This is a genomic window from Pseudomonas mucoides, from assembly GCF_015461845.1.
Classification (GTDB): Bacteria; Pseudomonadota; Gammaproteobacteria; order Pseudomonadales; family Pseudomonadaceae; genus Aquipseudomonas; species Aquipseudomonas mucoides.
Genome location: NZ_JACOPW010000001.1, coordinates 405,927 through 426,922, shown reverse-complemented (window position 1 = coordinate 426,922; position 20,996 = coordinate 405,927). Strand labels below are relative to the sequence as shown.

At 60.5% G+C, this 20,996-nt stretch carries 16 protein-coding genes and 1 pseudogene; 6 read left to right on the top strand and 11 right to left on the bottom strand.

All coding sequences use genetic code 11. The features are described from left to right. Positions 1 to 178: 178 nt before the first annotated feature. Genes H8F22_RS02050 through H8F22_RS02035 form a run of 4 tightly spaced genes read right to left on the bottom strand, consistent with a single transcriptional unit; the run spans position 179 to position 5,798 of the window. Positions 179 to 1,627: a curlin gene (locus tag H8F22_RS02050; protein WP_027921381.1), complete on the bottom strand. Its 1,449-nt coding sequence runs from the start codon at positions 1,625 to 1,627 to the stop codon at positions 179 to 181. A 27-nt stretch (positions 1,628 to 1,654) separates the two neighbouring features. Beyond that, positions 1,655 to 2,116 carry a curlin gene (locus tag H8F22_RS02045; protein WP_027921380.1) on the bottom strand — a complete coding sequence of 154 codons (462 nt, stop codon included), beginning with the start codon at positions 2,114 to 2,116 and terminating at the stop codon, positions 1,655 to 1,657. Positions 2,117 to 2,175: 59 nt separating this feature from the next. Continuing rightward, complete coding sequence (locus tag H8F22_RS02040) at positions 2,176 to 4,416, bottom strand: Ig-like domain-containing protein (RefSeq protein ID WP_027921379.1); 2,241 nt, start codon at positions 4,414 to 4,416, stop codon at positions 2,176 to 2,178. A 35-nt stretch (positions 4,417 to 4,451) separates the two neighbouring features. Further along, positions 4,452 to 5,798 (bottom strand): hypothetical protein, encoded by a 1,347-nt coding sequence (locus tag H8F22_RS02035; RefSeq protein WP_059181125.1) that lies wholly within the window; start codon positions 5,796 to 5,798, stop codon positions 4,452 to 4,454. A gap of 289 nt (positions 5,799 to 6,087) precedes the next feature. Here H8F22_RS02035 and H8F22_RS02030 point away from each other — a divergent pair, with 289 nt between their 5' ends. The 5 genes from H8F22_RS02030 (at position 6,088) to H8F22_RS02010 (ending at position 14,555) form a co-directional block, all read left to right on the top strand. Beyond that, positions 6,088 to 7,536 carry an ATP-binding protein gene (locus tag H8F22_RS02030; protein WP_194939709.1) on the top strand — a complete coding sequence of 483 codons (1,449 nt, stop codon included), beginning with the start codon at positions 6,088 to 6,090 and terminating at the stop codon, positions 7,534 to 7,536. A 186-nt stretch (positions 7,537 to 7,722) separates the two neighbouring features. Next, positions 7,723 to 10,530 (top strand): multicopper oxidase domain-containing protein, encoded by a 2,808-nt coding sequence (locus H8F22_RS02025; protein WP_027921376.1) that lies wholly within the window; start codon positions 7,723 to 7,725, stop codon positions 10,528 to 10,530. Further along, a complete protein-coding gene (locus H8F22_RS02020) occupies positions 10,527 to 11,561 on the top strand; it encodes an SCO family protein (RefSeq protein ID WP_032833367.1) in 1,035 nt (344 codons plus the stop codon). Before H8F22_RS02025 ends, H8F22_RS02020 begins: the two co-directional genes overlap by 4 nt. Before the next feature lie 101 nt (positions 11,562 to 11,662). Further along, positions 11,663 to 13,156 carry a sensor histidine kinase gene (locus H8F22_RS02015; protein WP_059181123.1) on the top strand — a complete coding sequence of 498 codons (1,494 nt, stop codon included), beginning with the start codon at positions 11,663 to 11,665 and terminating at the stop codon, positions 13,154 to 13,156. Continuing rightward, positions 13,125 to 14,555 (top strand): sigma-54-dependent transcriptional regulator, encoded by a 1,431-nt coding sequence (locus H8F22_RS02010; protein ID WP_027921373.1) that lies wholly within the window; start codon positions 13,125 to 13,127, stop codon positions 14,553 to 14,555. The genes H8F22_RS02015 and H8F22_RS02010 overlap by 32 nt, the downstream gene beginning before the upstream one ends. Positions 14,556 to 14,558: 3 nt before the next feature. Here H8F22_RS02010 and H8F22_RS02005 read toward each other — a convergent pair whose 3' ends face one another. Then, on the bottom strand, positions 14,559 to 14,942 hold the full coding sequence (locus tag H8F22_RS02005) for a hypothetical protein (protein WP_027921372.1): 384 nt from the start codon (positions 14,940 to 14,942) through the stop codon (positions 14,559 to 14,561). A 167-nt stretch (positions 14,943 to 15,109) separates the two neighbouring features. On the opposite strand from H8F22_RS02005, the gene H8F22_RS02000 reads away from it, so the two are divergent. Continuing rightward, positions 15,110 to 15,919, top strand: a complete 810-nt coding sequence (locus H8F22_RS02000; protein WP_027921371.1) for a class I SAM-dependent methyltransferase — start codon at positions 15,110 to 15,112, stop codon at positions 15,917 to 15,919. 13 nt (positions 15,920 to 15,932) lie between these two features. Here H8F22_RS02000 and H8F22_RS01995 read toward each other — a convergent pair. From H8F22_RS01995 to H8F22_RS01970, 6 genes and pseudogenes are all read right to left on the bottom strand, one after another. Then, positions 15,933 to 16,157: pseudogene (locus H8F22_RS01995) on the bottom strand (addiction module antidote protein); the annotation flags it as partial. Between the two features lie 234 nt (positions 16,158 to 16,391). After that, positions 16,392 to 17,234, bottom strand: coding sequence for a glutathione-dependent disulfide-bond oxidoreductase (yghU, locus tag H8F22_RS01990; RefSeq protein ID WP_194939708.1), 843 nt, complete (start codon positions 17,232 to 17,234; stop codon positions 16,392 to 16,394). Positions 17,235 to 17,404: 170 nt separating this feature from the next. Then, positions 17,405 to 18,097, bottom strand: coding sequence for a GNAT family N-acetyltransferase (locus H8F22_RS01985; protein WP_027921369.1), 693 nt, complete (start codon positions 18,095 to 18,097; stop codon positions 17,405 to 17,407). Positions 18,098 to 18,253: 156 nt separating this feature from the next. Further along, complete coding sequence (locus H8F22_RS01980; protein ID WP_027921368.1) at positions 18,254 to 19,048, bottom strand: ChbG/HpnK family deacetylase; 795 nt, start codon at positions 19,046 to 19,048, stop codon at positions 18,254 to 18,256. Continuing rightward, positions 19,020 to 20,234: a GNAT family N-acetyltransferase gene (locus H8F22_RS01975; RefSeq protein WP_027921367.1), complete on the bottom strand. Its 1,215-nt coding sequence runs from the start codon at positions 20,232 to 20,234 to the stop codon at positions 19,020 to 19,022. Before H8F22_RS01975 ends, H8F22_RS01980 begins: the two co-directional genes overlap by 29 nt. Positions 20,235 to 20,238: 4 nt before the next feature. Beyond that, entirely contained in the window at positions 20,239 to 20,925 is a 687-nt protein-coding gene (locus H8F22_RS01970; protein ID WP_059181118.1) for a GNAT family N-acetyltransferase, read from the bottom strand. Positions 20,926 to 20,996: the final 71 nt, after the last annotated feature.

Sequence of the window (20,996 nt, the reverse complement as noted above, 5' to 3'; positions counted from 1 at the left end):
TTTGCAGCGTCGCGAAGGCTGTTTAACATTCAACATTGAAGTCGACTGACACTCCGTCATCGCGAGCAAGCTCGCTCCCACACTTATTTAATGATCGTTCCCAAGCAGAGCGTGGGAGCAATCACACGCAAAAAAACCGCGACCCTCACCAAAGGCCGCGGTTTTTTTCGCCTTGCGATTATTGCTGCAACACGGTTGCCTGGTTGGCGCTACCAAACTGCTGCACGGTCGCCGTCTGGCTTACGCCGCTTTGATCAACACTGGCAATGTTGCCGGTGCCGCCCTGGGTCACATAGGCGACGTTCATGGTGTCCGCCTGTTTGACGGTGATCATGTTGTCGCTGCCATACAGCTGTGTGGTGTAGGCCTGGTTGCCGCTGCCCGACTGGTCGAACTCGGTGCTGTTGCCAGTACCGTTACTGCTGCCCTGGGCCAGGTTGGTGGTGCCGCGCTGGTCGGCGATGAGGATGTTGTCGCTGCCGTTCTGGTCGAAATACAGCTCGTTGTAGGAATCAGCCTGGCTGACCTTGGTTGAGTTGCCGGTGCCGGACTGGTTGGTGGTCATGATGTGGCCGGCGCCGTTCTGGGTGAAGTTGGCGACGTTGTTGGTGCCCACCTGATTGACGGTCGCACGCTGGTTGCTGCCGAACTGGCCACCCGTTTGCGGGCCTTTCCAGTTGCTGGCGTAGACCTTGTTGCCAGTCCCCACCGAATTGGCGTTGAGCACATGGCTATTGCCGCTTTGGTAGGTGAAATGCACGTTGCCGGTGCCCGCTTGATACAGCGCGACGGTCGAGCCGAGGGATTCGAACTGGTCGGCATAGATCGCGTTGAGGTCGCCGACTTGCAGCACCGTCGCCACGTTGTTTTGGCCGAAGCTCTGGTCGACCACGGTTTCGTTGGTCTGCCCCATCTGATTGATGGTGGTCTGGCTGGCAGTCTGGCTGTCTTGCCAGACTTCGCTGCCGTTGCCATCGCCGAGCTGGTTGATGCTTATCGTGCCGCCCAGTCCGTTGCGTTGATCGCCATAGGCATAGTTATCGTTGCCCGACTGGTTGATGTTGATTTGGCCACCCACGTGAAACACCTGCTCGGCGGTGCCGTAGTTGGTGTTGCCGAGCTGGATGATGGACGCAGTGTTCTCCACGCCCAACTGCATCTGTTCGATGTTGGCCTCGTTGTTGTCGCCTTGCTGGAAGGTCGTGCCGGTGGAGCCGTCCTGACTGTCCTGATAGATAAACGAGAAGTTGCCGTTGCCCAGTTGTTGTTGCAGTGCCTGGCTGGCGCCCACGCCAATCGACTGACTGGCATGGCTGGTGTTGAACGTGCCGACCTGCTGCTGGGTGATGGTGCTGCCGTTTTCGTACAGTTGCTCACCATAACCGGCGTTGTAGTCACCGACCTGGGTCTGTTCGATGGTACTGCTGGCATTGTCCTGCAACGTCGCCGCATCGTTGCCCGATCCAGCCTGCTGCTGGGTGGACGTGCTGAAACTGGCCGTGGTCTGTTTCACGTTGGCGATGTTGGCATCGCCGTTCTGGTTCTGGATGGACGTGCTGTCGTCGGCCATCGCCTGGGCACTGAGGATGACCAGTATGGCGGCGGTGAGGGGCATTAATTTGAACATGATGGAACCTCCAAGTGGTGCAGTGCTTTAGCGATATTGTTTGACGGAGACGCTCATGCCGTTCCCGGACTGGGTCACGGCGCTGGAGAGCCCCGTGCCGGCCTGGACGATGCTGGCGTCGTTGTTATTGCCGTTCTGGGAAATCTGCGCACGGTTGTGGCTGCCGGTTTGTGTGATCGAGGCATCGTTGCCGGAACCTTGCTGGTTGATCATGGCCATCAGGTCGTTGCCTTGTTGCAGGATGTAAGCCTCCTGATTGCTGCCCGACTGGACGATATTGCCGAGCAACGACTGGCCGTTCTGTTGCACCAGTGCGATGTTGGCCTGGCCGTTCTGGTCGATCAGCGCGTGCTGGCCAACCGGTGGGGGTAACTCGCCCAGGTCGCCACCGGGACCGAGGTCGTTGTTGTCCATCAAGTCATCGGCGCGCACACCCGCGCTGCTGCAAAGCAGAAGCAGGCAGAGCAGGGCGGCGGTCGACGTTTTCATGGCTGAGTCCTTGGTTGAGGGCTTGCCCCACCGGCCATTGCGGTCGGTGGGGCGAGCGTTTACTGCACGGTGACGGAGACGTTGCGCACCGAGCCCGGGGTTGAACGGATGGTGGCCGTCGGGTTGAGCGATGGGGCGACCGTGGTGTTGGTGACCGTCAGGGTCCAGCGTCCGGTAATCGCCACGGTGGCGGTGCCCAGGGTGACCAGCCCGGCCGGTGTGGTGACCTGGACAGTGACCGTGTTGCCGACGATCGTCGACGAGGTACCGGCGAAGTTCCAGGTGAAGCGGTTGCCGGCACGGGCGGTGACCGTGGCAGCCGTCACGTTGAAGACTTCAAGGACCAGCGGTGGCGACACCTGCACGGTGACCGTGGCCGGTGCCGACAGGGCGCCGAAGCTGTCCCGGGCGACGTAGGTGAAGGTCGTGGTGAAAGGCAGCAACACCGTAGCCGGAGGCGTATAGGTGATCGCCGTGCCGTTGATGGCAACAGTGCCGCGTCCTGCTGCCGGTTGGGTGAGGCTGGCGACGGCCAGCGGCAGGTTGCCTTCAGGGTCAGTGTCGTTGGCCAACACGTTGATCGTGACGGCTGCAGCCTGGGTCGAGACGCTGTCGTTGACAGCCACCGGCGACTGGTTAGGCGCCACAGTGACGGTCACGGTCACCGGATCGGTCGAGGCCAGGCCCTTGGCGTCTTGAACCTTGTAGGTGAAGGTCGTGGTCAACGGTGCATTGACGATGGCGGGCGGGGTATAGACCACATTGTTGACGGCCAATGCCACGGTGCCCTGGCCAGCGGCCGGTTGTGCCAGTGCCGTGACGCTCAGTGGTGTGTTGCCGTCCGGGTCGCTGTCGTTGGCCAGCACGTTGAGGGTGACCGGCACGCCAAAGGTGGTGCTGCCCACATCGGCAACGCCGATCGGCGCCTGGTTCTGACCGGTATCCGGTGCGGTACCGACTACAACAACCGGCTCGGTGTCACTGCCGCCCGCGGCCGACTTGATCGTCACGGTGGCCGGTGGCTGCAGCAGATCCGGAACGGTCAGGCGTTGCAGCGTGCCGTTCTTCGACAGCCGCCCATAACCCTGAGCGACCATGTCCGGTATGCCCACTTCGTCGGTGGAAGTGGCTTCGATCAGCAGGCTGTGATTGCTCCAGTTGTAGCGGGCGGTCTGGATTTTCACCACATCGCTGAGTTTGCTCGACACGGAGGTCGGACGGGTCGAACCGGTCGGGTTGGTGGCGGTGATCACGACGACCGGAGGCACGGCGCCGTTGGCCAGGAGGTGCTGGCCGAAGAACTGGCCGTTGTTATCGCCGACCATGGTGGTCTGACAAGGCGAAACAGGCGGGCCGGGGACCAGGGCGATGCTTTCGCGGAAGCACAGGGCCGAGCCGTTGTCGGCTTTGCCAAAGACTTCGACGCGGGTGCTGTTGCCTCCCGTTCCGCCGGTGCGCCGGTACGTGGCGCGGCTGATTTCCACCGGTGTTTGCGCGCGGCTGTCGAGCACTTTGCCGGACAGGGTGAAGAGGCTAGTCTCGATAGTCCCGGCGGGCCCCTGGATGCGCACGAAGTTGGTGTTGTTGGGGCTGCCGGTCACGGCTTCGGTGAGGTTCGGATCGCCGACGAAGGTTTCGACGGCGCCGGTTTCCGGGTTCACTTCCGTGTATGGGCCGTTCACGCTGCGCAGGAATGGCCCGATGGCACCGTTGACCGCACCGCTGAAGACCCCTGGCGCACCGACGCCGACGTCTCTGGTGATGTTGATCGCACGACGGCCGGGGGTGGTGACGTTGACCGTTTCCACGCCGTAAGGGTGGGTGATGGTGTAGGTGCCGGCGACGGGAATGTTGATCCTCATACGGATCCGCGCGAAGCTGATCTGATCACCGTCGAGCGGGTTCCCGCCGGCAAATGCCGCTTCTATCCCGGCGACGTAGGCGTCCATCCCGTAGCCTGCGGCGTTGTTGGGGATGGTGGTCTCGGCGAGGAACCAGAAGGATTCGTCTGGCCAGTTATCCGGGAACACCATCGGCTGGGTGTCGTCGAAAATGCCCGGTGCCGGCAGCAGGGTGCACATGTAGGCTGGCGGTACAGAGGCGCCTACCCGCGAGCTGACGGCTTTGGACTGGCACAGCTCCATCGACAGCAGATTGTTGTCCTGGTACCAGATCGGGAATTTCCCGGTGGCAAAGGTATAGGGGCCGGGGTCGACGGCAGCGAGTTGCGCGAAAGCACTGCCGGACAGCGATAGAGTCAGTCCCAGGGCGTTGAGCGCCAGGCGTGGCCAATTGTTCATGATGCCTCCTGATGAGGATCTGGGCATGTGAGCGTTCATTGCACGATGACCACTTCTTCGGTGTCGCTGCCGCCATTGGATGACGTCACCCGAACCTGGGCTGGCGGAATCGGCGAGATGCCGGTGGCCAGGCTTTTCACGGCACCATCACCACTGAGCGCGCCGATGGCGGCCCCGGTACCCGAGGTGGCGGTGAGCACCGGTGGCGAGGTTTCATCACTGGTCGAGGCGACGATGGTGATCTGGCCATTGCTCAGGCTGTACTCGGCACGGGAAATCACCACCAGGTCACTCAGGGGCATGGGCAGGGTCGTCGGCGTGCTGCTGGCGATGGCCAGGTGGTTGTCGGCGGTCACTTGCAGGGTGTTCGGCAACGATGGATTGGTCGACGACTGCGCGTACCAATGGCCGGTACTGTCGGCTTCGGTGAAGTTCAACACCGGGTTGTTGCTGTCCAGGGTCACCGTCGCCGGTGCGGGCGGAGCCATGACGAAGACGTCTTGCTGAGCCACCGGTGCGCTGGTACCGGCATGCCGTGAGTAGGTGCTGCGCTGGGCGATGACCGGGGTTGGCCGGACCACCGTCGACAGCTTGCCGGAGACGGCAAAGAGGTTGGTGCGCAAGTCCAGGCCATTGGGGCCTTCGATGCGCACGAAGTTGGTGTTGAACGGACTGCCGGTGACGGCTTCCGTGAGGTTCGGGTCGCCAACGAATTGTTCGGCGGCACCGGTGACCGGGTTGGTCTCGGTGTAGGGGCCGTTGACGCTGCGCAGGAACGGTCCGACATCGCCCTTGAGCGCGCCGTCGTAGGTTTTCGCTGCGCCGATGCCGATGTCCCGGGTCATGTTGATCGCCCGCCGCCCGGGGGTATCGACGGTGAACACTTCGACGCCATAGGGGTGCGTCACGACGTAGGTCCCGGCCGTGGGCACATCGATACGGATGCGGATGCGCGCAAAGCTGATCTGGTCGCCTTCCACCGGGTCGCCGCCGCTGAAGGCTGCTTCAACCGCAGAGACATACGTCAGGTCGATGCCACGGGTTGCATCGACGATCGTGGTTTCGCCGGTCGCCCAGAACGCTTCGTCGGGAAAGTTGGTCGGGAAGACCATCGGTTGGGTGTCGTCGAAAACACCCGGTGTGGGGATCAACGAGCACATGTAAGTCGGGGCGCCGGGTGCGCTGGCGACCCTGGAACTGACGGCCTTGGACAGGCACAGATCAAGGGTGCGACCGTGCGTGTCTTGATACCAGGCGGCGAAATTGCCGTTGGCGGGCAGGTAAGGTCCGGTGTCGACTGCAAACAGCGCCGCCTGCGCAGCGCCTTGGGCCAGAGCGGACACGATCAGGGCGATCGTGGTTTTGGACAGTAAAGGGTGCATGAGTATTCCCTCTATCAGAAGACCTGCCCCTTGGGGGTGGGTCAGTTGAGAGGGCTTCGGCAACTTCCATACCAATCTTTGAAAACCACCGCCTCAGGCCCGCAGTGAAAGCCTGTGGCACTGGCGCAGCAAAATCGTGCCGGGCGTTGAAGCGGGCGACTGTCCCCAGTTTTGGGGGGCTATGGGGGCAGTGGGGCAAACGGGGGAAGTGGGGGGGACAAAACCCGAAGCCGGGCAAACATCGGGCAGTGGGCTATAAACCTATAGGGAGCACCCGGAAACCACGTCGATGACTATTCAAGCCACAGCCCTGCTCAAAGAAGAAGGCGACATTCGCCTGAGTTCGCGCAAACAGCCGTTCAACCTGCTGCGCTGGTTTTCGCTGATCAGCATGGCGGTGATCGGCACGGTGGCTGTGGCGTTGGGCGCAGTGTCCACGCGCTTTGTGATTACCGAGAGCGTGCAGCGTGATGCGTTGCTGACCTCACAGTTCATTGAAGCGATTGCCTCGGCCGAGGTGCGCCATGTGTCCATTCCTCACGTGCGGACCATGGGCGAGTTGCTCGACCCGCGCAAAGACAAGGATTTCCCCGATGTCGACCCGCAGGCCCGAGCCAGTGCCCGGGGTGAGTTCCTCGATCACATCCAGCATTTGCCCGATGTGATCCTGGCCAACATCTACGCCCCGGACCGCATGGTGATCTGGTCCACCAACCCTGAATTGATGGGCACCACGATCCATGCCGACGAGGACCTCGATCAGGCATTCGGCTCCAAGACCCCGGTGTCCGCCAGCTATCACAACGTGGACAAGGCGCGCATGGAGCAGAAGTTCGTCACGCCGCCGGACTACATCTTCATCGAGAATTACATCCCGCTGTTCGACGCCGACCGCAACAACGTCACCGCAATGGTCGAGATCTACAAGGAACCCAAGGACCTGATCGAGCGTATGGAGCGCGGCCTGGCCCTGATCTGGCTGGCCACGGCCCTGGGTGGCGGGCTGATCTACCTGGGCTTGTACTGGATCGTGCGACGGGCGGCGATTCTGTTGGCCACGCAACAAAAACAACTGATCACCAACGAAACCTTTGTCGCCCTCGGGGAAATGTCTTCGGCGGTTGCCCATAGTTTGCGCAACCCGTTGGCGACCATTCGTTCCAGCGCCGAGCTGGCCCTTGAGTTCGACAGTGGCCCGGCCCACAAGAACATCAACGACATCATCGGTCAGGTGGACCGCATGTCGAAATGGGTCCGGGAATTACTGCAGTCTTTGCGACCGCTCAATGACGAAGCGGAGCCGGTGAACCTGGTTGCCTGCTTGCATGACAGCCTGCTCGCCTTCGAGCATCAGATCGCCAAGGCCAATGTTCACGTAGTGTTCGAGCCGAAGGAAACACCGATGGTGTTGAGCCAGCAGGTGCAGCTGACGCAGATCCTCAACAGCTTGCTGGCCAATGCGCTGGAAAGCATGGATAAGGGCGGCACGCTGACGATCTTGCTGGAACCGACCGATACCAAAGGTATTTGTGTGAGCGTCAGCGACACCGGCAAAGGGATGAACGAGGAGCAGCGCAGCATGGCGTTCCGGCCGTTTTTTACCACCAAGCAAGGTGGCTTGGGCGTCGGGCTGGTGCTGGTGAAACGCATCATGGATCGTTTCGGTGGCGCGGTGACCCTGGATAGCCGTGAAGGCGAGGGCACGACCGTCCGTTTGTCGTTTAAACGATTCCCCTGAAACTGGGTGTGAACTTTCCCCGTTAGCGGGTGTCAGGACCCAGTCGTTTTTTCGGCGTATGGCACATTGATGTTGATAAGCCATTGTTTTTTCGGGTGTTAATACTTTCGTATAAATTAGTTACAAATCTGGCGAGCTCCTTGCAAAACCCCCATCACCCCCTTCATGACTTCGAGGCGGCTGGTGATGGACACAAAAGCGCGTTATCCCTTCAAGTGGTTTGGCCTGTTGACGCCTCTGGGCGTCCTTCTGACGATGACGCTGGGCACAGCGAATCTGCGTGCCAGCCCGATTGATGACGAGCGACAGCCAGAACCGTCCGACCCTTCGGCCTACTACGACGAACCGGCTGACGAAGCCACGGCGTTGAATGCCATTTTGACCATGCCGGAGGCCAACGAAGATTCCTTCGACCTGCCCGATGGTGTCAAAGGCACCCGCATGACCACGCGGCAGGAAAATGTCCTGCCGCCGGCGGTGCAGACCAGTTTCAACTACCCCACCAATGGCAAGCCGAGCCCGTTGTTTGGCGCCCAGCCATTCACTCAGCAGTTGGTGCTGTTCGAAGAGTTCGGCCCGGAAAAACTCGACCCCACCACACCGGCGGCGCCGCTGGGTTTTCCGCCGGCAGCGGTAGGCCCGTTGCCACAACAGGACCCGACCAATGCCGCCCGCAGTGCACCACCGAGCGCGGCACTCGATGCCTTCATGCGTCAACCGGGGCTGACACCGTTCCCCAGCCAGTATTCCAACGTGGTGGATCGCAACCCGTGGCAGGCGCAGATTGAAGTGTTCCTCAACCGCCATATCGGCTCGTCGGCTGAAGGTCGTCCACCAGGAAAAGGCTGGTCGCATCAACGCTGGAACGAGTTCTACCCGCAAATGGCCTACAAAACCGTGCAAACCGGGGCGAGGCTCAACAGCGGTTGGCGTGACAGCCTGCAAATGCACCACTACGCCGTGGGCGAGTTCGGCCCCGGTGGCCTGTATCACAACGTCGCCGGGGTGCCGGCTACCGATGGCACAGCCAAAGGGGTCGACGCGCGTTTCCACCCGAGCATGCCGGTGCAGAATCACAATTCGGTCTGGACCTTCGACGGCACGCTGCCGCCTAAATTGCTGATGGTGCGTTATGGCCAACCGGTACTGATGCGTCACTACAACGGCTTGCCGATCGACCCCGCCGCCAACATGGGCTTTGGCTTGCACACCATCAGTACCCACGAACACAACGGTCATGCGCCGGCCGAAAGCGACGGTTATGCCAACGCGTTTTTCTTCCCCGGGCAGTATTACGACTATCGCTGGCCGATCCAGTTGGCCGGTTACGACACCATCAACACCGACGCTCATGATCCACGCGCGGCATTCCCTTGCTCGCCAGGTGAGACCCTGTGGACCAACGATATGAGCCCGAGCCGCAAGACGTGCGAGAACGGCACGATCAAGATCCGAGGCGACTGGCGCGAAACCATGAGCTCCCACTGGTTCCACGACCACATGCTCGATTTCACCGCGCAGAACGTCTACAAGGGCAACGCGGCGATGATGAACTACTACAGTGCCCTGGACCGCGGCAACGAATCGGTGAACGATGGCGTCAACCTGCGTTTCCCCAGCGGCAGTGCCTTGCCGTGGGGTAACCGTGACTATGACGTCAACCTGGTGTTCGCCGACAAGGCCTGGGATCAGAACGGTCAGCTGTGGTTCAACCCCTTCAACACCGATGGCTTCCTCGGTGACCAGGTGCTGGTCAACTGGCAGTGGAAACCGAGCCTCGATGTCCGCGCCCGCAGCTATCGGTTTCGCATGCTCAACGGCTCGGTATCGCGTTACTACAAGTTTGCGCTGGTGCGGGAAATCAAGGGCACCAGTGGCGAGTTCCAAGGGCCTAAAGGCTCGGGTGTGTCCTATGCCCGCGTGCCGTTCCACATGATTGCCAACGACGGCAACATCATGGAACACAGCGTGCCTTTCGACGGCTCCATGGACCTCGACGCCGACGGCGATAAACAGAACCACAACGCAATCCTGCCCACCCAGGGCATTGCCGAACGCTTCGACATCATCGTCAACTTCGCGAAAAACGGCATCAAGCCGGGGGACAAGATTTTCTTCGTCAACCTGCTGGTCCACGACGATGGCAAAGGCCCGAAAGAACCGGTGTCGCTGGCCGACGTGCTCTCTGAAAATTACAAAGCGGTGATCAAGCAAACCAGCAAAGGGCCGATGTGGGACAAGGGCGACCCTGCGGTGGGCAAAGTGTTGCAACTCAACGTCAAGGCCTACACCGGTCAAGACCTGGCGATGAACCCTGCAGCCTACGAACCGGCCAAACCGGGCAAAGCTGAAGGCCTGGTGATGATCCCGCTGAAGATCCATCGCGACAACGCTACTGACAAGGCACTGCTGGCCCAGGCACTTCACCGCACCTTTACCTTCGGCCGTTCCGACGGCACCGATGAAGCACCGTGGACGGTCAAGACCGACGGCGGCTTCGGCTTCCACATGGACCCACGGCGCTTGAACACGGCGACCCACTTGGCCAACGGTCCGACCGATGCCGGTGCTGCGGGTTTCGGCACCCTGGAGGTCTGGAACATCAAGGCCGGCGGCACGGGCTGGAGTCACCCGGTGCATGTGCACTTCGAGGAAGGGATCATCCTCAGTCGCGGCGGCAAGGCGCCACCGGAATGGGAAAAATGGGCACGTAAGGACGTGTACCGCATCGGCTCGGAAAAAGATGGCCTGGATAACGTCGAGATGGCGATCAACTTCCGCGAATTCGCCGGGACCTACATGGAGCACTGTCACAACACCCAGCACGAAGACAACTCGATGTTGCTGCGTTGGGACATTGAGAAACCCGGGCAATTCCAATTGATGCCCACACCGCTGCCAAGCTGGGATGGTGTGCGCTACGTCAACTCCGCCGCGCTGCCAACCTTCCGCACTGGCGACGGCTTCGGCCCTAAAGTGGTGGTCAAACCATGAAACGCCGCGAGGGAGCCGACCTGCACGTGCACACGCCGCGCTCCCGCGCCCTGGGCATGCACCTGATTCTGGTGCTGGTCACTTGTCTGCTGGCCAGTCAGGTGCTGCTGGCCCATGAGGGTGTGCTGTCGCCGACGGAATCGGCGACACCCTGGGGCGGCGACTATTTCCCCAACACTCTGCTGACTGACCAGGACGGTCAGCAGGTGCATTTTTTCGATGACCTGATCAAGGACAAGGTGGTGGTGATCAACTTCATCTTCACCTCGTGCAGCGACTCTTGCCCACTGGAAACCGCGCGCCTGCGCCAGGTGCAAAAGCTGCTCGGCGACCGGGTCGGCAAGGACATCTTTTTCTACTCCATCAGCATTGACCCCTTGAGCGATACACCCGAAGTGCTCAAGGCCTATGCGCAACGCTTCAAGATCGGGCCGGGCTGGAAATTCCTCACCGGGGAATTTGCCGACGTCACTGAGCTGCGCAAGAAACTCGGGCTGTTCATTGAAGGCGTCGACAACGGACGTAGCAAGGACCACAACCTGAGCCTGATCGTCGGCAACCAGAGTACCGGTCGCTGGATGAAAGCCTCACCGTTCGAAAATCCATGGATTCTGGCCGATCAGTTGGCCAACACCTTGCAGAACTGGAAAAAGGCCAGCGCGGAAGAAAGCTACGCCGACGCTCCGCAAATCCGCCCACCAAGCAATGGCGAAGAATTGTTCCGCACCCGCTGCGCGTCCTGCCACAGCCTGGGCCCAATGGACGGGCAGGGCCTCGGCATGCGCAGCATCGGCCCGGACCTGATCGGCGTGACCCGCCAACGCGACCCGGCCTGGCTCAACCGCTGGATTCGCGAGCCGGACAGCATGCTCAAGGAGAAAGACCCGATTGCCGTGGAGCTGTTTGAACGTTTCGACAAAATACCGATGCCCAACCTGCGCCTGGATGAGAAATCCGCGCAGTCGATTGTGGATTTTTTGCAGGAAGAAACCGAGCGCCAGCAGCCCTTGCAAGCGGCACAGGCGCAATAGCGGCGAAATACTATCATTGGGTCATCAGGCACGTTCAATGCGACCTACACTGATCCGTGACATGGCTGAACAGGCTAGATACGAGCATCCAGGACAACCCTATGGCGACAATAGAACAACAAAAAGAACCTGCGCCGGTCACGCCGGCAGCAAAGGGCCAAAACCGGTTGGGACAGTTCAATCTGCTGCGCTGGTTTTCCCTGGGCAGCTTTCTGATCATCGCCGCCGTGGCGCTGGGTTTGGGCTATGTGTCCACGCGTTTTGTCGTCGATGAGAGCATCGAACGTGACTCCATGCTGACCGCGCAATTCATTCAGGCCATCGGTGATGCGGAAATCCGTCACGCGGGCATCCCCCTCACAAGAACCATGGGCGAAATGCTCGATCCGCGCGATGACAACGCCTATTCCGACGTCAATCCAGGCGCCCGTGCTGCGGCCCGCATAGAGTTTCTCGATCATGTCGAACACTTGCCGGACACGCTGCTGGCGGTGGTGTACGCCCTGGATCGCACGGTGGTCTGGTCGACCAATCCACAAATGATCGGCATGCGCGTCGAAGGCGATGAAGAATTGGACGAGTCCTTTGAAATGAAGGAAACCGTCTCTACCAGCTATCACCAGATCGACGAGGAGCGTCCCGAACAGATGCTGTTGCGCGAGCCCAAATATCTGTTCGTCGAGAACTACATCCCGATGTTCAACGCCGACAAAAGCAAAGTGATCGCCATGGTCGAGATCTATAAGGAGCCAGTGGATCTGGTGGAGCGCATCCAGCGTGGTTTCAAGGCAATCTGGATCGCGACAGTACTTGGCGGCCTGGTCATTTACCTTGGGTTGTTCTGGATTGTTCGTCGGGCTGCAACGTTGCTGCAGAGCCAGCAACAGCAACTGATTACCAATGAGACGTTTGTTGCACTGGGGGAAATGTCCTCGGCGGTGGCGCACAGTTTGCGCAATCCGCTGGCGAACATTCGCTCCAGCGCCGAACTGGCCCAGGAAATCGCCAGCCAGAGTGCGCAGAAGAACATCGGCGACATTATCAATCAGGTCGATCGCATGTCGCGCTGGGTGCGGGAATTGCTGGTGTCGTTGCGGCCCATGAATGATGACTACGAAACGGTCGACCTGGTGCTGGCCATCGATGACACCCTGAGTGCCTTCGATGCGCTGATCAAACGTTCGAACGTGGAGGTGCACTTCACACCTCAAACCTGCCCACCGGTCGTCAGCCAACAGGTGCTGCTCACGCAAATTCTCAATAGCCTGTTTGCCAACGCCCTCGAAGCCATGCCCAAGGGCGGCCACTTGACCGTCGAGATCGAACAGCCGCAGCCGGGCCATGTGCGCATGATCCTCTGTGACACTGGCAAAGGCATGAGCGCGCAGCAGCAACAGATGGTCTTCAAGCCGTTCTTCACCACCAAACAAGGCGGGCTGGGCGTAGGCCTGGCCCTGGTCAAACGAATAATGGAGCGTTTCGAAGGCTCGGTCGACCTGACCAGCCAGGAGCAGGAGGGAACCCGCGTCTGTCTCAATTTTAAAGTGGCAACGGGAGGGGAATATGGAGCACAGCATATTGCTGGTCGAGGATGACGAAATCCTCGCCGAGAATATTCAGACCTACCTGGAGCGCAAAGACTTCGAGGTGACGGTCTGCCACTCTGCTGAAGATGCACTGGAGCAATTGAGTACGTTCGCCCCGGACGTGGTGCTGACCGACAATTCGTTGCCTGGCATGAGTGGTCACGACCTGATCCAGAAGCTGCGCATCAGCGCGCCGGATCTGAAAGTGATCATGATGACCGGCTACGGCAATGTCGAAGATGCCGTGGTGGCGATGAAGGAGGGCGCTTTTCATTACGTCACCAAACCGGTGGCCCTTCCCGAGCTCAAGCTGCTGCTGGACAAAGCGTTGGCCACGGACCGCATGGAGCGCACGCTGTCGTTCTATCAGGAACGCGAGGCGCAGAAGTCCGGCGTGCAGGCCTTGATCGGCGAATCGGCGCCGATGAACTACCTGAAGAACACCATCGCCCAATTGCTCGACGCCGAGCGCCGCATGGCCAACGCCGACCTGCCGCCGGTGCTGGTGGAAGGCGAGACCGGCACCGGTAAGGAACTGGTGGCGCGGGCACTGCACTTCGACGGCCCGCGCAGCAAAGGCCCGTTCATTGAATTCAACTGTGCATCGATCCCGTCCAACCTTGTGGAGTCGGAACTGTTCGGCCACGAGAAAGGCGCCTTTACCGACGCCAAGGACCGACGGACCGGCCTGGTGGAAGCGGCCGATGGCGGCACGCTGTTTCTCGATGAAGTCGGTGAAATGGACCTGTTGCTGCAAGCCAAACTGCTCAAGCTGCTGGAAGACCGGACCATTCGCCGGGTCGGCGCGGTGAAGGAGCGCAAGGTCGATCTGCGGGTGATCAGCGCCACCAACTGCAACCTCGAACAAATGGTCCAGCAAGGCAAGTTTCGCCGTGACCTGTTCTTCCGCCTGCGGATCATTTCCATCAAGGTGCCGCGCCTGTATGCCCGTGGTGAAGACATCCTGCTGCTGGCCCGGCATTTCCTGTCGATCCACGGCAAACGCTATGGCAAGCCGAACCTGCATTTCAGCGATCAGGCCGAAGAGCTGCTGCTCAGCTACAGCTGGCCGGGCAACGTGCGCGAGCTGCGCAACATGCTCGAGCAAACCGTGCTGCTGGCTCAGAGCGATACCATCGCCGCGCACCAGTTGAACGTCTGCCTGAGCCTGGTGGACGACCCGCCGATGTATCAGCATGAGCCGCAACACCATGAACCGCGTCCGGTCTACAGCGGCACGGAGTCGATGAACCTGCCGGAAGTCGAGCGCGACATGGTGCGCAAGATGCTCGACAAGACCGACTGGAACGTTACCAAGTCCGCTCGGCTATTGGGCCTGAGCCGCGACATGCTGCGTTACCGGATCGAAAAACTCGGCCTGGCACGTCCGGATAAACGCCAGTGGTAGCGCTTATTGCAGCACCGGGCCCTGACGGCTGAGGCATTCGAGCAGGCAGGTCGGGTCGAGGACTTCCTCGTTCACATAGACGCCATGCTCGGCATCGTAGGTGCGAATGAACACCCGGGTGGAGGCATCGGCGATTGTCGGCAAGCGTGAGTCGGAGAACACGTGCTGGCTTGAAACCGGCACGAAAGTCTGGGGCGACGTCGGGATGTACGACCCCGGCGGAATGATGTTCATGGAGGGGGGAACCGGGTGAGCGAAGGGCTGGTCGGCCCCGTAATAGTTGAATTCACTGCTGTAGTCGGTGGTCGGCGTCAGGCTGTCGTCCGCGTGGGCGGCGCTCGCCAGTGTCAGGCAGACAGTGAGCAGCATCAGATCGGATTTTTTCATGGCAACACCTGTGCATTCGGTTTTCGCGCAATTCCCCAAGGTCATTAACTATAGCTGTCGTGCGGGCACGCGTTCGCGATGCCCGGTTTACAAGATTCCAACAGGTTTTTTCAGCACTCCGATCTAGACTTGGGCCGGTCAATCAAGACCCGAATCTGGAGCGTGCAATGGAAATGCCGACACAAGAACAAGCCATCGCCAGCAACCGCGAGGCGTGGAATGACTCCGCCCGACACCACAAAGACACCCGCGAATGGCGCGATTTGGTGAGTGCCGTGGGGCAGCGGGATTTTTCCTGTCTGGATGCGACGTTGACTGGCGTGCTGGAACAGGTGGGCGTCGATGGCCGGGATGTGGTGCAACTGGGCTGCAACAACGGCCGCGAAAGTCTCTCGCTGTATGCGCTGGGTGCCCGCAGCGTGGTGGGCGTCGATCAGTCGGCCGCGTTTCTCGATCAGGCGCGGGAGTTGGCGTCGCGTTCACCCCATCAGCCCGAATTTATCGAAGCCGATATCCATCAGTTACCGACCTCGTTGCATCAGCGTTTCGACGTGGCCCTGATCACCATCGGCGTGTTGAACTGGATGCCGGACATCGGCGAGTTCATGCAGCATGTCGCGCAAACCCTCAAGCCGGGCGGGGCGCTGGTGGTGTACGAAACCCATCCGTTCCTGGAGATGTTCGACCCTGAATCGGCCGATCCGTATCGCCCGCACAGCTCGTATTTTCGCAGCGAACCGTTTGTGCAGAATCAGCCGATTGTGTACGAAGGCAAGGTCGAACAGCCGGCTGCGGCGTCCTACTGGTTTGCTCACACCCTCGGGGACATCTTCACCGGTGCCCTCGATGCAGGGTTGCAGATCAACCACTTCAAGGAATACCCGCACTCGAATCGGGAGGAAGTGTATGACCGGTATGAGCGGCAGGTGGCGCAATTGCCGATGTGTTTTTCGTTGGTGGTGAGGCGAGCACTGTAGTCAGAAGCGGCTCTCAGTGAGCCGAGTGATTTACCGAATGACCTGGCTGCGCGCAGAGATCAATTCCAAGGGCATGAATGACTTTCAAGACCGTATCAAAACGAGGTTTTGCACCCGGAGCGAAGGCCTTATACAGGCTTTCGCGCCCCATACCTGAGCCCTTGGCTATTTGTGTCATTCCACGTGCTTTTACCACATAGCCGATAGCACGAAGAAACTCCTCGTTGTCGCCGTCGGATGTCCGCCAAAAATCCCCTGTAGGAGTGAGCCTGCTCGCGATAGCAATCGTTCAGTCACATCAGCTTTGAATGTGCCACCGCCAGCGCCATCGCGAGCAGGCTCACTCCTACAGTTTTGACCTTCATGAGACACAGCGTTTGTGTCCGGGCGTAGATCCCTGTGGGAGCGAGCTTGCTCGCGATGACCGCACCACGGTTTATCTGTCAGCCATCAAACCTGAGAGCCCGGATTTTCAGCGGTTCAAATCATCCGCCTCATGCCGTTCAGGCACCTGGCTTTCCTCATCGCCCCACGTACGATTGACGCGCTGCCCGCGCAGGACCGCAGGTCGCTTGGCAATTTCCTCCGCCCAGCGTTGCACGTGGGTGTATTCGTGTGCAGACAGAAACTCGGCCGCCGAGTACACCTTGTCCCGCACCAGTTGGCCGTACCAAGGCCAGACTGCAATATCGGCGATGGTGTAGTGATCGCCCGCCAGGTAGGGGCTTTCGGCCAGTCGGCGATCGAGGACATCCAGCTGCCGCTTGGTCTCCATCGTGAAGCGGTTGATCGGGTATTCAAGTTTCTCTGGCGCGTAGGCATAGAAATGCCCGAAGCCGCCGCCCAGGTAGGGCGCTGCGCCCATTTGCCAGAACAGCCAGTTCAAGGTTTCGGTGCGTCCTGCCACATCGGTGGGCAGGAAAGCGCCGAATTTTTCCGCCAGATACAGCAGGATCGAACCGGACTCGAACACGCGGATGGGCGGCTTCGCGCTATGGTCCAGCAACGCCGGGATCTTGGAGTTCGGGTTGATCTCGACAAAGCCGCTGGAGAACTGATCGCCGTCGTTGATGCGGATCAGCCAGGCGTCGTATTCCGCGCCGGTATGCCCAAGCGCCAACAACTCCTCCAGCAGAATGGTCACCTTCACCCCATTGGGCGTGGCCAGTGAGTACAACTGCAACGGGTGCTTGCCGACCGGTAAGGTCTTGTCATGAGTCGGTCCGGCGGTTGGCCGGTTGATGTTGGCGAATTCGCCGCCAGACGGGGCGTTGTTTTTCCAGACCTTGGGAGGAATGTAGGACGCTTTGCTCATGAGACGGACCCCCATTGTTGACGTGCTGTGATCACAGACTGCAGATGGACAATGCTGTGAACCATGGCAGAAGGCCGTTCAGATGTCACTGATGTCTGGTGAGGGGCCCCTGTAGGAGCGAGCCTGCTCGCGAAAGCGGTGTCACTGACACCGCAACGCTCAAGCACACATCAAGCCTGCGCCGCACTCGTCACCACTGGCCGGCCCGGTTTGCGCAGTGGGTCCAGGCGTGAGCCGGTATAGGTGGATTGGCGGTAGAAGCGCCAGCGGCCGAACAGACCATAGACGTGAGTCACGCGCCCCTGTTCTTGATACCCCATGCGGATGTGCAGTTTGAGGGCCGGGATGTTGTGGGTTTCGCAGGTGTCCACCACCTTGTCGCAGCCTTGCGCCTGCATCGCTTCCCACAGGGCGACCTGGACATCCACCGACAGGCTGGTGCCGAAGTAGGCTCGGGTCATTTCGCCGCCGAATTCAAAGAACTCACCGGGTTTGACCGGGAACCAGCAGCCGTAATAGTGACGGTCGTGATAGTCACGTGTACTGCCCCAGATGAACGCGCAGGCATGGCCTTCGTCGTCCAGGTACATGTGCCCGGTGTGACCTTCGGCGGCGAGTTCGGCCATGGTGCCGACGCGGTCACCAAAATGCTTGGCGAATGCCGTGGCGTTTTCCGGGGTGATGATCACCTTGCGTAAGCCCGAGTAGGGACGCAGTTTGTGCGGCGGCACCGGGCTGACCAGGTCGCGCTCCATCCACAACAGTTCCCAATGGAAAAACACGTAGCGCTTCCACAGCGTATTGAACGTGCGGCTCAGACCTTTTTGTTTGATGCGTTCGCGAAGCTTGTCGAGTGCGTTCATGAAGCCCTCCTTGACGAAGGAATGGTCTTGCGTGGATGAAAGTAGTGTGGGTATAGCGCACAGTGGCCATTTAATGGCGCTGCCATCTCCGGCCTTTTGTTTCAACGTATGTAACCGTTCGGACACATTTTCAGGCGTTAAAAATCCGTGTGGTGTTTATTCCATTACGGCCTCCGCACGCTCGCTGAACGACTTGCCCACCACGGTGTAGGCGACTCGCTCCACCCCCGGCAAACGTTGCTCCAGCAGGGCACTCAACGACTCGCCCTGATCCAGATAAGCATCGCCAAAATCGGCACCGAGCTGATTGGGGTGCGCGACAATTTCCAGCAACCCATCGAGCGGCGGCGCCGCATTGCGCAGATCAACCGGGGTACACACATAGTCAGCGGTGGCGCCGGCCAGATGGGTTAAGCGCCGATTGAGCAACTCCTTGAACACGCGTTTGGGCAGGCTCAGGTTTTGCCCCAGGTTGCGCGCCAGCCGGACCGGCACCCCTTGACGGGCAGCGAAGCGGGCGACGATTTCACCGATGGGCCAGATGTTGTGTACGTGTTGATGGGAGTCCAGATGGCTGGGGCGCACGCCGTTGTCCAGGCAACGCTGCCATTGCGCTTCGAGTTCTTCGAGCACCGCCGCCCGATCCCGGCGACTGAGCCACAGACGGTGGCGGGGCAGGTTGAGGTCGAACACGCCGGCGCTGTCGCAGAACGTCCGGCGACCCAGAATCGACCGGCTCAGGGGCCGCCCGTACGTGAGGTTGAAGTGCAGCCCGATCCGCCCTTCGAGCATCGGGTGCCGTGCCATCACACACGCCGCTTCGAAGGCCGGCATGTTGGCCATGGCCGTGGCGGAACTGATGACCCCGGCCTGAAAGGCCCCGAGGATCACCGCGTTTTCGCAGGCACTAAGGCCGAAATCGTCAGCGTTGACTATGACTTGGCGAGGCATGTTCGCTCTCCATGATGGTTTTTGCCGGCTCGACGGCTTTGGCGACAGGCGCGGCAACCGGTGCGGGTTTGACCGCTGCTGCCGCACGCCGGGCTTTCCACTGTTGCCAGGCCGGTTTGAGTCGCTGCCAGAAGCGCAACGCCAGGCCCAAGGCGAGACCGCTGGGGCGCCAGGAATAGAAACTCCAGCGCCAGTGCTCCAGCTGTCCACTCATGCGTTCGTGCAGTTGATGGCTGGAGTTTTCCAGGCTGACCCGCGAGGCATCGATCCAGCGCCAGTTCTCGTCCAGCCCCCAGCGAATCCATTCTTCAAGCAGCACCCGGCCGCTGCCCAGGTCGGCGTATTGCGGCAGGAAGGCCAGGTTGTAGTCGTACAGCCGACCTTGCTCCAGCAACCCGAGACGGTAGCTGATGCAACGGCCGTCCAGTTCCAGCACCACCGCCCGCACCAGCCCCTGTTCGGCGAGGGCGGTGAAGGCGCGGTCCATCCATTGTCGATGACGCTCGTCAGAGAAAATCCCGACGCCTTCGTCACCTTTCCAGCTCACCGCTTCGACTTCGCTGATGGCCTGCAGCAAAGGGCCCATGGTCAAGGCGTCCGGGGTGATCCGTCGAACCTGAGCACCACACGCGGCGATGCGTTTACGCGCACGCCGCAGTTTGTAGCGCGGGTCGCCGGACACTTCCTGATGGTCGGCCTCGCTGATCAAGTGCACCGGCACCCGGCAGCTGAGTCGGCGTTCGCCGGTCGAGCTGTGGGTCATCCATTGCGTCAGCACGCTTTCCTCGCCAACTGGTTCCGGGAGTTCATTGAGTTGCAGCAAGGCATGGGGCAGCCGTCGACGAATCTCGACCAAGGCCTTGCGCATATCCTCGGCGTCCAGGTTCGTGAGCAAGGCGAGGCGGTCGGCGAGGGGATAACCCAAATGATGCAGCACCCGAAACGGCAACCCGGCGAACCGCTCGACGGACGCCACCAGCGGCAGGCACAACTGCAACTCATTGCCTTGCCAGCCCAGCAGCACGTGCAGGTGCTGCCCGGCAGTCAAAGCCTGTTCAGACGCGGCCATCCAGGCCAGCGTGTTGAACGGCGTGTGGTCCGTCACCCGCAGACGCAGCGCTTCGTAAGCCGCTGCCGGGAAGTCAGCGGCGCACAGTGAGGTGCGCCATTCCAATCGTGCCGCCATAAGGTCAGGTCGCCGAGGCTGGGACAGGTTCACGGGCCGGTTTGCGCAAGGCATCCAGACGCGAGCCTGTGTAACGGGTTTCGCGGAAGAAGCGCCAGCCAAACAGGCTGTACACGTTCATGATCCGCCCTTGCTCCTGATACCCCATGCGCATGTGCAGCTTGAGGGCCGGAATGTTGTGGGACTCGCAGACATCCACCACCTTGTTGCAGCCCTGGGCCTGCATGGCTTTCCACAGTTCCAGTTGCACGTCCACCGAGAGCGTGGTGCCCCAATACGCACGGGTCAGTTCTCCGCCGAATTCGAAGAACTCGCCTTCCTTCACCGGGAACCAGCAACCGTAGTAATGCTTGTCGTGATAGTTGCGCGCGGCCCCCCAGATAAACGCCACTGCATCGCCTTTATCGTCCAGGTGCATGTGCCCGGTGTAACCCTCGCGGGCCAGTTCGGCCATGGTCTCTACGCGGTCACCAAAGTAGCGGGTGAACGCCACGGCATTCTGCGCGGTAATGGTTTCCACCCGCAGTGGCGGGTACGGCCGCAGCTTGTGTGGCGGCACCGGGCTGACCAGGTCGCGTTCCATCCACAACAGTTCTTCGTGGAAAAACACGTAATGCTTCCAGACTTTTTTCAACGTGGCGCTCAGGCCTTTCTGTTTGATCTGTTCACTGAGTTTGTGCAAAGCACTCATGTTATGTCTCCTGACGGCGTTGGCCGTGTTGGGAGTGATGCATCGCGCGGCAAGGGCCTGCGCGGAAAACC